The sequence below is a fragment of the Microcystis sp. M_OC_Ca_00000000_C217Col genome (genome assembly GCF_007095585.1).
In the GTDB taxonomy this organism is placed as follows: domain Bacteria; phylum Cyanobacteriota; class Cyanobacteriia; order Cyanobacteriales; family Microcystaceae; genus Microcystis; species Microcystis panniformis.
This window is the reverse complement of sequence record NZ_SFBV01000014.1, coordinates 1-10594: the sequence shown is the minus strand read 5'-3', so window position 1 is coordinate 10594 and position 10594 is coordinate 1. Positions and strand designations below refer to the sequence as shown.

Below are 10594 nucleotides of genomic sequence, written 5' to 3'. Positions count from 1 at the left end.
TTCTACTAATGACAGTAGCCTAGTTACTCAGGAGCCGGATACGGCGAAAGTCGTAAGTCCGGTTTTGAAGCAGGGGGTGGGAAGGCGACTTCCTGCTCTACTGTAACGGGTGTGGGGAGAATAAATAAAATAATCTCCTATCTCCTGACTCCTGACGACCGGCTACTGACGACCGGCTACTGACGACCGGCTACTGACTCCTGACTCCACCAACAGATTTATTCAGCCAACGCTAAAAATATGTAAATAGACGATTTAATTGATTATTATTCATTCTTAATTCTCCTGACTACTGACTAATGGCTACTGACTCTCAACCCTAACAACGATTTTTGATTTCTGCAAGAGGTCTAATATGCAACCCTTTTCCCTGCATTTGCGGAAAATTTTTTGATTTATGCAAGAGTTCTAATGATAGAATGTAATCCTGTACTGCCTTGGAGAGGTGGCAGAGTGGTCGATTGCGCTCGACTTGAAATCGAGTAACCAGCAATGGTTCGTGGGTTCAAATCCCACCCTCTCCGTACTCAACCAATCAAATTTGGACTCCGGTTGCCCGATTGTTCTTAGAGAGGGGAAAATAAAATATACTAGGCTAAAAGGATAATATTGAGGCAGTAGCCCCCCGGCATGGTTTTTTGGAAAAGATTGTTTAATAGCTCGGAAGTCACTGCATCACCTGACTATTCGGGAGACTTGGTAGAGGTTGCCCAGAATGACCTCGGACAGACGCGAGTGTTTTTTAGTACCGATCGAGAGCTAGACCTATATGAGTTAGAAGAACTTTGTGACTCGGTAGGTTGGGCCCGTCGTCCTTTACGCAAAGTTAAAAAGGCGATCGAATGTAGTTTTTTAGTCGTGTCGATGTGGGAAGTGCGAGGTAATCGCCGTCGTTTAGTGGGTTTTGCTCGTGCCACTTCCGATCACGCTTTTAATGCTACAGTCTGGGATGTGGTTGTTCATCCTCACTATCAAAGTAAAGGCTTTGGTAAAGCATTAATGAAATTTATGATCAGGAAGTTGCGGGGTGAGGACATCAGTAATATAACTCTTTTCGCCGATCCGCAGGTGGTGGATTTCTATCGTCGTCTCGGTTTTGTTCTCGATCCCGAAGGTATCAAAGGGATGTTTTGGTATCCCGATTAAGAATGCGGCTCTTAGGCTATACTAAAAAAAGAGTTTACTTCGGGATGTAGCGCAGCTTGGTAGCGCGCCTGCTTTGGGAGCAGGATGCCGCAGGTTCAAATCCTGTCATCCCGACTGGAGAGAAAATTCTTCAAATCCTTACTTTGTCTCCTTTCCGGTTGACAAGAAAGGCTGCCTTTTTTTATTGCCAAACTCTGGTGAGTTAGCGGGAAAAGTAGGGAGTTTGGGGAGAGAAGGAGGAGGTTTTTGGAGAATAACAAGGGTTTTTCCGGCCACTCCTCCTTTTAAGATATCTACAGACGATTATTCTTCTTCGTAATCCCCCTCGAAATCGTCCTCATCCCCTTCCTCATCGGCTTCTGACCAGCTGTCGCTGATGGGTTGGCGACTAAAGCGACTGCTGCCGCGGGAGGAGAGGAAAGCCATTTCATCATCCTCTAAATCGACCACATCACCCTCAGCGTAGGCGCGAGCGGTTTGATCGTCAAGAATCATATCGCTATCGTCACTACTATCGCCGAAACCGGGACGAGGAGGGAAACTGGGACTGCTGGGGGCAGCGTAATAACCACGATTGTTGTTGTAGTTATATTCCTCCTCTGGGGGGGTGTAATCGCTGATCCCCGCCATGTTTTCGTGGGAATTAAAGCCAGTACCCGCCGGAATCAGACGACCGATAATCACGTTTTCCTTGAGACCCCGTAACCAGTCGGACTTGCCTTCGATCGCCGCTTCCGTGAGGACGCGGGTGGTTTCTTGGAAGGAGGCGGCACTGATAAAGCTATCGGTATTCAAGGAAGCTTTGGTGATTCCCAGTAGTACGGGCGTATATTTAGCCGCCGCCCCACCGGTGATTGACATGGCTTCATTTACCGTCTCCACCTGTCGCAATTCCAACAATTCCCCGGGCAACATACTGGTATCGCCGCCGTCATCGATCCGCACCTTAGAGGTCATCTGACGCACGATAACTTCGATGTGTTTATCGGCAATATCGATCCCCTGGGATTGATAAACCGACTGTACCTGATCAACGAGGAACATCTGGGTTTTTTCCAAGGCTTTTAAGGCCGCTTCGTAACTGCCCAAGCTATCCACATAATAATTAAAGAACACCTCTAAAATCTCGTGGGGATTAGCCTGACCATCGGTTAACGCCTGACCCGCATCGATACGCTGATTATCGCTCACCAGGGGGTTTTGACTGCCTAAAAGCGGATATTCACTGATCGTGCCGTCATCCTCGACCACCTTAATATCGACAATCTCAGAATCTTGGTACTCCACTTGACAAACTCCCGGTTTGCGTGCTAAGACACAAGCCTCTTTCGGTTTGCGGGCTTCGAGCAGTTCTTCGATTCTGGGTAAACCTTGAATGATATCCCCAGTTTTCGAGCGCTCAAACACCAACAGCACCAAATTATCGCCCCGTTGAACCAGATCTCCCTCATCGATGTGCAGAATCGCCCCGGCCGACACTCGGTAGGGTCGGGCCTTACGCAGACGGATTTCATAGCCGGTGGTGGTTTGGTCAACGGCCAGCACTTGACCGGAATTGGGGGCTAAAACTCCGGCAGCGATCTCAGCTTCGGCGATTACCAGATCCCCAGCTTTGACGGTGGGAGCAACAGCGAACGGGAGAATAAACTCGTCACGGTCACTGACAATTAAAAGACGGCGTACCGCTTCGCTACCCTTGCGAATCCCGCGAATTTCTCCAGCTTCCTTACACTGAATCTCAGTCCGGGCCACCACTGCCCCCGGTGGGATTTCATCGCCATCTTGGACGAGAACGCGAGTCTGAATATTACCGCCTAAAGGATCATTATCACTATCCCGACGCAGCACCAGAGATTCGAGAATAACTAACTGTAAACGCTGACAATCCCTGTCCTCAATCGGTTCTAACTCGATATCGGCCGTCAGATGGGAGACCGATTCTGGTTCTTCGCTAGAAATTTCTAGGACTAATTGAGTGCTGATCAGTTGACAACCCTCGACGGATTTAACTCTTTCCCCGTCTTTAAAGAAGATGCGCTGCACCGATCGCAGTTCGATATGTCGTCCTCCTTCTTGGTTAGCGGAACCTTGGGTGGGAGAAGTGGATTGGTCTTCTACGGTGAACTCCTGTACTGGTCGCAGCAGTAATCCTAAACCCTCGTTAGTTTCCACCCATTCCGCTTGCCGTAACTCCTCGATCGTCACTTCGGGAGTCAACTGTGTCCCCGGGTAAATTAACTGTTCTTGGGCAATTCCGGAGGATTCTGGTTCGAGATCCATAAATAACAGCCCCGGTTTCACAATAATCTCCCGGAGGATGTCATTTTTCTGGATCACTTCCACCACACCGCTAGAGTTACAGAAGATGTCTTTAACCACTTCTTCCCCTGCTTCCACATACTGCCCATCTTCCACCTGTAAGAGGGAGATATCTTTATTGACTTCGTGGGTTTCTTCGGGAATCCAGAGGATCGTGCCGCCTTTGGTGATTTCATAACCCTGTTTGCGGCTGCCTTTGGCGACTTCGATATCGACGTATTTAATCATCCCGCCGGTGTGGGTTTGATAGCGATCATCGATTAACTCGGCGACAATAGCATGATTCTGTACCTTTGTCCCCGGAGTGGTTTTCAGCAGGAAGCGCTGACCATCGACCGTATGAATAATAAATTGTTCCCGACCAGCGCTACTTTCCACTTTTACTTCGGCCTGATCCAAAGACACGGAAGCGGTGACGATATCGATTTCCCGGCTATTGGGGGCTAAACGCACCAAACCGCCGTTAGTGGATACTAACTTAGTTTCCGCTAGAACATCCCCCACTTGTACTTGATCGCCGTTACTGACCACGGGTTCAGCCCCGGTTGGCAAGTTATACACTTCTCCGGAGAGAATCCATAGTAATCCCCCCCGTTGGGCGATGCGGGTGGTATTGCCTTGGCGATCGGTTTTTTCCTCTGGGACTAATTGCGAGAATAGCACCTCGCCGGCTAAGTCACTGGTTACGTCTTTTGTGGCTTTTTCCGTGGATTTTTGGACTTTATCGGAGGTTATTTCCGCTAGTAACTGTTCCTCGCTTACCGTTGCCCCATCGGTGACAAATAGCAGTGATCCCGGAGTCAAAGAGTAGGTGACAGTTTCTTTAGTTTTATCCTTGGGTGTTAATTTAATTTCCCCCGGTGCCTCCACCTGGTCCCGTTCATCCCCGTGGCGAGTTCGCACGTTACGGATACTTAACCCCGGCAGAAAACGCACGCTTCCCTCGAAGGGACTCCGCACTTGCCGGGCCACTTCTCCGGTAAATACGCCCCCAGTGTGGAAGGTACGCATGGTTAACTGAGTTCCCGGTTCCCCGATCGATTGGGCTGCAATAATCCCCACTGCTTCCCCCATATCCACCGGATGACCGTGGGCCAGACTCCAACCGTAACAGGTTTGGCAAACTGAGCGGGCTGCTTCACAGGTTAAGGGGCTGCGGACTTTGATTTTATCGACCAGTTTGCCCAGTTTTTCGGCGGTTTCATCATCGATAATCTGGTTGCGGGTGGCGATCACTTCTCCCTTGACCACCACATCTTCGGCCAAGGAACGACCTAATAGGCGATCGCTTAAGGGAATTAACACGCGATCGCCATCGGTCATGGCGGTTAATTCGATGTAACGATTGGTGCCACAATCTGCCTCGCGGACGATGACATCTTGGGACACATCCACTAGACGACGGGTCAGATAACCGGAATCTGCCGTCCGTAGGGCTGTATCAACTAAACCTTTGCGCGCCCCGTAGGAGGAAATAACGTATTCGGTAACGGTCAATCCTTCCCGGAAGTTAGTCTTAATCGGGAGGTCAATAATTTCCCCCTGGGGATTAGCCATTAATCCCCGCATTCCCACTAACTGACGCACTTGGCTCATATTGCCCCGCGCTCCAGAGAAAGCCATCATATAGACGGAGTTGAGGGGATCGGTCACTTGGAAGTTGCGAATTACTTCATCTTTAAGCGATTCAGATGTACTATTCCAAGTATCAATTACTTTTTGGAAGCGTTCCACTTCGGTGATTTCCCCGCGCACATAACGCTGTTCGGTTTGCCGGATTTCCTGTTCGGCACTTTCGATCATTTGTCGTTTAGCCGGCGGTACGGTTAAATCATCCACACTAATGGAAACCCCTGCTTTGGTAGCGAAACGAAACCCGAGGTTTTTCAATTCATCGGCCATTTGTGAACAGCGCGCCGAACCGTAGTTTTGATAGGCCCAAGCGATCAGTTTTTTCAGTTTTCCTTTGTCAACAGTTTGGTTATAAAACATCTCGATCCCAGTAACAAGTAAACAGCTATTAGCTATCAGCCATCAGCATTCAGCTATCAGTTAGAAAAGGGAACAGGAAATAGGGAACGGGGAATAGGCAAATTTTTACTTTACTGTCCTTTTTTTTGCTTTTTCCTGGAAAATTCTCTCCTGTCTCCTGTCTCCTGACTCCTGACTTCTCACTGATAACTGATTACTGATTACTGATCACTGAAATTACACTTCCGATTCTTCTTCCTCAAAGTCTTCCGTGGTTAAAGATTCGTAGGTGGGGCGAGAGGGGGCGCGACGACCGACATCGACCATCAGATCCACCTCCACATCGCGGGAAGTACCATCGGGGGCATTTTCCACCTTGTGAACGGCGATATCGAGGCCGAGGGATTGCAATTCTCGCATCAAAACCTTAAAGGATTCTGGCGTACCCGGGCGGGGAATCGGCTTGCCTTTTACGATCGCATTTAAAGCCTCATTCCGTCCTTGCATATCATCGGATTTCACCGTGAGCAATTCCTGCAAGGTATAGGCTGCCCCGTAGGCCTCCAGGGCCCAGACTTCCATTTCTCCGAAGCGCTGGCCTCCCTGTTGAGCTTTACCGCCCAGGGGTTGCTGAGTAACCAAGGAGTAGGGACCGGTAGAACGGGCGTGAATTTTATCATCAACTAGGTGAACCAGTTTTAACATATAGGCCATACCGACGGTAACGGGACGGTCAAAGGGTTCGCCGGTGCGACCATCGTAAACGGTGACTTTGCCCGCGTGTTCTTCCTTGAACACCCAATCACGATTGGGTTTTTTCGAGGCATTTTCTAGCAATCCGTGGACGGTCAAACGGCTGGCTTCTTCCCCATACATTTCGTCAAAAGGAGTAATCTTAAAGCGCACGCCCAGATTTTCGCCAGCCCAACCCAGTAAACATTCAAACACCTGACCGACGTTCATGCGACTGGGAACCCCTAGGGGATTGAGAACGATATCGACGGGACGACCATCGGGGAGGTAGGGCATATCTTCTAGGGGCAGAATCCGAGAAATAATCCCTTTATTGCCGTGACGACCCGCCATTTTATCGCCCACTTGGATTTTGCGTTTTTGGGCAACGTAAACCCGTACCACCATATTGGCCCCGGGGGGTAATTCATCTCCCTGTTCGCGGGTAAATACCCGCACATCCACTACCCGGCCTTTTTCGCCGTTGGGGACGCGCAGGGAGTTATCCCGTACATCCCGGGCCTTTTCGCCGAAAATTGCCCGCAGTAGTTTTTCTTCGGGGGGTTGGTCTGATTCGCCTTTCGGGGTGACTTTCCCCACGAGGATATCGCTGGCTTCTACCCAGGCCCCGATGCGAATAATGCCTCGTTCATCGAGGTTTCGCAGGGCATCTTCACCGACGTTGGGAATTTCCCTGGTGATTTCCTCAGGTCCGAGTTTAGTTTGACGAGCTTCGATTTCGTATTTTTCAATGTGGATACTGGTGTAGGTGTCTTGTGCCACCAGTCTTTCGCTGATTAAAATCGCGTCTTCGTAGTTATAGCCTTCCCAGGGCATATAGGCGACGAGGATATTCTGGCCGAGGGCGATTTCTCCTCCTTCGGTGGCGGAACCATCGGCGAGGATCTGCCCTGGCACAACTTGTTCCCCTTGATAGACTAAAGGACGCTGATTTAGGCAGGTATCTTGGTTAGAGCGTTGATACTTCTGAATTTCGTACTCTATCTCGCTCTTGCCAAAAATCTCTTTGTCTTCATCCGCCACTTTGATGCGAATCCGGTTAGCATCGACGTAGGAAACGACCCCATTGGTACGGGAAACGATGACCATGCCGGAGTCGCGAGCGGCCTGTGCTTCCAATCCAGTGCCAACCAGGGGACGTTCGGGACGCAGCAGGGGAACCGCTTGTCGTTGCATATTAGACCCCATCAGGGCGCGGTTAGCGTCGTCGTGTTCAAGGAAGGGAATCAGGGAAGTGGCCACCGAGACAATTTGGACGGGGGAAACACAAACGTAGTCCACTTGTTCGGGGGAGGTGGTGGAGAATTCCTGCCGATAGCGCACTGGGATAGTTTCGCCGAGGATATAACCATTTTCATCGGTGGCCACGTCTCCCGGTGCGACTCTGAGATCGTCTTCTTCGTCGGCGGTGAGGTATTTAACGGGGAGATCGTAGCGGACTCGGCCATTTTCCACCGCATAACAGGGGGTTTCAATAAAACCGTAGTCGTTGACGCGGGCGTAGGTGGCTAGGGAACCGATTAGACCGGCGTTGGGACCTTCTGGGGTTTCCACCGGACAAATGCGGCCGTGGTGGGAGGGGTGAATGTCGCGCACGGCAAAACCAGCCCGTTCCCGGGTGAGACCGCCAGGTCCAAGGGCGGAAATACGGCGTTTATGGGTCAATTCCGCTAGGGGATTGGTTTGATCCATGAACTGGGAGAGTTGCGAGGAACCAAAGAATTCTTTAATCGCCGCTACTAGGGGTTTCGGGTTGACTAGGGAAGCGGGGGTGAGGTTTTGGGATTCGCTGACGGTCATCCGTTCCCGAATGATTCTTTCTAAGCGGTTTAAACCTACTCGCACTTGGTTTTGGAGCAGTTCACCCACGGAACGGACGCGACGGTTGCCGAGGTGGTCGATGTCGTCGGTGTTGCCGATGTCAAATTCGAGGTTAATTAGGTAGTCGATCGCCGATAAGATGTCGGTGGTGGTGAGAACGCGCTGGTTATCGGGGACGTTGAGGCGTAGTTTTTTGTTGAGTTTATAACGACCAACGCGACCTAGATCGTAGCGTTTATTGTCAAAAAAGCGCGATTCGAGCAGTTGTTGTCCGCCGGTGACGGTGGGAGGTTCCCCGGGGCGTAGTTTGCGGTACAGGTCGAGCAGGGCCTCTTCTTCGCTAGGATTGCCTTCTTTGTCGAGGGTTTTTTGGTAGAATTCGGGATGGCGTAGGGAGTCAAAGATTTCGTTATCGCTCAATCCGATCGCTTTCAGGAGAACTTGGGCGGATAATTTGCGAGTTTTGTCGATTCTGACCCAGACTAAGCCGTTTTTGTCGGTTTCAAATTTTAACCAAGCTCCTCGGTTGGGAATCAGGGAAGCGGAGTAGGTACGGCGACCATTTTTGTCGATTTCGGCTTTGTAGTAAACACCGGGGGAACGGACGATCTGATTGACGATGACTCGTTCGGCCCCGTTAATGATAAAGGTTCCCCGTTCGGTCATCAGGGGTAAATCGCCGATAAAAACTTCCTGTTCGATGTTTTCTCCCGTTTCTTTGTTGATTAAACGGGTGGGAACGTACATCTGAACGGAATAGGTGCTATCGCGTCGTTTGGCCTCATCGACGTTGTATTTTGGTTCTTTGAGTCTGTAGTCCTGGCCAAGGAAATGTAGTTCTAATTTACCTGTATAGTCGCTGATGGGGGAAAAGCTATTCAGTTCATCGATCAGTCCTTCTTCCAAAAACCACCGAAAACTGGAGTGTTGGATTTCGATGAGGTCGGGTAAGAGGTTAAAGGTAAGATTGTTCATAGGGTTACAAGGGCTGATGACACGATAGCGACGGTCGGATATCAGTGAGCGGTGAGGGGATGGGCTTCGGCCGTGAGCTCAGCCGAACGGTGATGGGGTTTTAGGGTGTTGGGGTTTTAGGGTGTTGGGGTTTTAGGGTTTTAGTTGAATTCCCCCATTTCCCCATTTCCCCATCTCCCCATTCCCTGCTCTGTGCTAATAAACTATGTTTTTTAACTGGGGAGTTGAAATAAGTTGCGGGCGTTGTGGGTGGTTTGTTCGGCTAGGGTTTCGACCGGATAGCCGCGCAGACGGGCGACGGTTTCGGCCACGTGGAAGACGAAGGAGGGTTCACAGGGTTTACCGCGGTGGGGATTGGGGGAGAGAAAGGGGCAATCGGTTTCGATCAGTAGGCGATCGCTGGGGACGATTTGGGCGGCAGCTTGCACGGTTTTACTGTTTTTGAAGGTGACGATGCCGCTAAAGCTGATGTAAAAACCCAAATCTAAAAACCATTGAGTTTCTTCGGGGTTGCCAGTCCAGCAGTGCATCACGCCGCGAATTTGTCCCACTTGTTGCCGAAAGGCGCTGATTTCCTCCCGCATTGTTTTGGCCGCATCTCGACAATGGATAATCACGGGTTTATCGAGACGATGGGCGATTTCTAATTGCGACCAAAACACCTGTTTTTGCTGCTCTTGGTTATCCGCTTTATAGAAGTCTAAACCCATTTCTCCGATCGCCACGACGCGCCGATCAGATCGGGCTAGGGATTCGATCTGATCGGCACTGTTGTCTTGCCATTTTTGGGCATCTAGGGGATGTAAACCGACGGCGAAGGAAATTTCCTCAAATTGATCAGCAATGGCTTTAATCGCCGCAAATTCCCCCGGTTCGACACAGGAGTGAACCAGATGAACGACTCCCACACTTCGCCAACGTTCGGAGATAGCGGGCAAGTCGGCTTGCAAAACGTCAAAGTTCAAATGAACGTGCGTATCTATTAATTGCATCGACCCCCGATCGCTTGTTGCGTCTGTCCTGATTACAGCTTAATTGTTTCTTAGGAAGCTTGGCTAACTTTTTGCAAAGCTTTGGCTAAACTGGCTTTTTTTCTAGCGCCGTTGTTCCGGTGCAAGACGTTGCGCTTGACGGCTTTATCGATTTTACTGTAAGCTTCTGACAGAGCTTGTTGGGCGCTTTCTAACCCTTCCGGGCTGGGGTTAGCTCCGTAGGACGAGACGGCGACAAGACATTTTTTGATCAGGGTTCTTACGGCTGACTTGTACGCTTTGTTGCGTAGACGATTTCTTTCGGAGATTTGGACTCGTTTGAGTGCAGACTTTGTATTAGCCACAGTCGTTTCTTGTTCTCAATACTGGTATGGTTAATCCGGACACAGACAAACCATGATAACAGATTTGTGCTATTTGTTGCAAGAGTTTTCTGGACAGGAGTGGGGCAACCCCAGAGATATTTTCAGGATTAGGTTCCCAGAGATGGGGAAGTGTAGTTGACATCCTCGCCGCCCTAAAAGTGCGGCGATTCCTAAACCTCACGATTTAAGTTTCTGCTTCCACCACCGTCGCATACCACAGTTAAAAAACCATGTACTGTCTTACACAGAGTC

5 protein-coding genes and 2 tRNA genes are annotated in these 10594 nt (G+C 50.1%); 3 read left to right on the top strand and 4 right to left on the bottom strand.

The annotated features are described in order from the left end of the window. The first annotated feature begins 439 nt into the window (after nt 1–439). The 3 genes from EWV66_RS00730 to EWV66_RS00720 all read left to right on the top strand — a co-directional run bounded on the left by EWV66_RS00730 (nt 440) and on the right by EWV66_RS00720 (nt 1260). A tRNA-Ser gene (locus EWV66_RS00730) sits at nt 440–524 on the top strand. Nucleotides 525–630: 106 nt separating this feature from the next. Continuing rightward, on the top strand, nt 631–1146 hold the full coding sequence (locus tag EWV66_RS00725; RefSeq protein ID WP_002736326.1) for a GNAT family N-acetyltransferase: 516 nt from the start codon (nt 631–633) through the stop codon (nt 1144–1146). A 40-nt stretch (nt 1147–1186) separates the two neighbouring features. Beyond that, nucleotides 1187–1260, top strand: a tRNA-Pro gene (locus tag EWV66_RS00720). A gap of 189 nt (nt 1261–1449) precedes the next feature. Here EWV66_RS00720 and EWV66_RS00715 read toward each other — a convergent pair. The 4 genes from EWV66_RS00715 to rpsT all read right to left on the bottom strand — a co-directional run bounded on the left by EWV66_RS00715 (nt 1450) and on the right by rpsT (nt 10321). Then, complete coding sequence (locus EWV66_RS00715; protein WP_052278300.1) at nt 1450–5457, bottom strand: DNA-directed RNA polymerase subunit beta'; 4008 nt, start codon at nt 5455–5457, stop codon at nt 1450–1452. A gap of 216 nt (nt 5458–5673) precedes the next feature. Next, nucleotides 5674–8985 carry a DNA-directed RNA polymerase subunit beta gene (gene rpoB / locus EWV66_RS00710; RefSeq protein WP_287109263.1) on the bottom strand — a complete coding sequence of 1104 codons (3312 nt, stop codon included), beginning with the start codon at nt 8983–8985 and terminating at the stop codon, nt 5674–5676. Nucleotides 8986–9197: 212 nt separating this feature from the next. After that, nucleotides 9198–9977, bottom strand: a complete 780-nt coding sequence (locus EWV66_RS00705) for a TatD family hydrolase (RefSeq protein WP_287109262.1) — start codon at nt 9975–9977, stop codon at nt 9198–9200. Between the two features lie 50 nt (nt 9978–10027). Beyond that, nucleotides 10028–10321, bottom strand: coding sequence for a 30S ribosomal protein S20 (gene rpsT / locus EWV66_RS00700; RefSeq protein ID WP_002786973.1), 294 nt, complete (start codon nt 10319–10321; stop codon nt 10028–10030). Nucleotides 10322–10594 lie beyond the last annotated feature (273 nt).

Bases quoted from the DNA above. Each gene is read 5' to 3' on its own strand.
- EWV66_RS00725 (WP_002736326.1), top strand. From the start codon at position 631: ATGGTTTTTTGGAAAAGATTGTTTAATAGCTCGGAAGTCACTGCATCA.
- EWV66_RS00715 (WP_052278300.1), bottom strand. From the start codon at position 5,457: ATGTTTTATAACCAAACTGTTGACAAAGGAAAACTGAAAAAACTGATC.
- rpoB (WP_287109263.1), bottom strand. From the start codon at position 8,985: ATGAACAATCTTACCTTTAACCTCTTACCCGACCTCATCGAAATCCAA.
- EWV66_RS00705 (WP_287109262.1), bottom strand. From the start codon at position 9,977: ATGCAATTAATAGATACGCACGTTCATTTGAACTTTGACGTTTTGCAA.